General features: G+C 63.0%; 1 protein-coding gene. It reads right to left on the bottom strand.

Going from position 1 to position 257, the window contains the following annotated elements; all coding sequences use genetic code 11:
• On the bottom strand, window positions 1-257 hold a 257-nt coding region (locus tag JHD74_RS27190; RefSeq protein ID WP_199063966.1), incomplete at both ends, for a hypothetical protein.

Below are 257 nucleotides of genomic sequence, written 5' to 3' on the forward strand. Positions count from 1 at the left end.
GCCCAGCACGGTGTCGCCGTCCTGTACCGTCACCAGGCTGCCCGGCTTGCCGCTGCCGGTGAGCTCCGGACGGGTATCGTCCGTTACGCCCCCTGCCACAATATTACCGGTGATCGGACCCACATCATCCTTCACCGAACCGATGCTGACCGGAACCTTGCTGTCATCCACCACAATGTTGATGCCCGGGCTTGGCTCGCTGGTGTTGCCCGCCGGATCGGTGACGGTGGTGCTCAGATTATGATCGCCGTTGCCCA

Origin of the sequence: Serratia sp. ASV30 (assembly GCF_016428815.1) — a bacterium.
Lineage (GTDB): Bacteria > Pseudomonadota > Gammaproteobacteria > Enterobacterales > Enterobacteriaceae > Chania > Chania fonticola_C.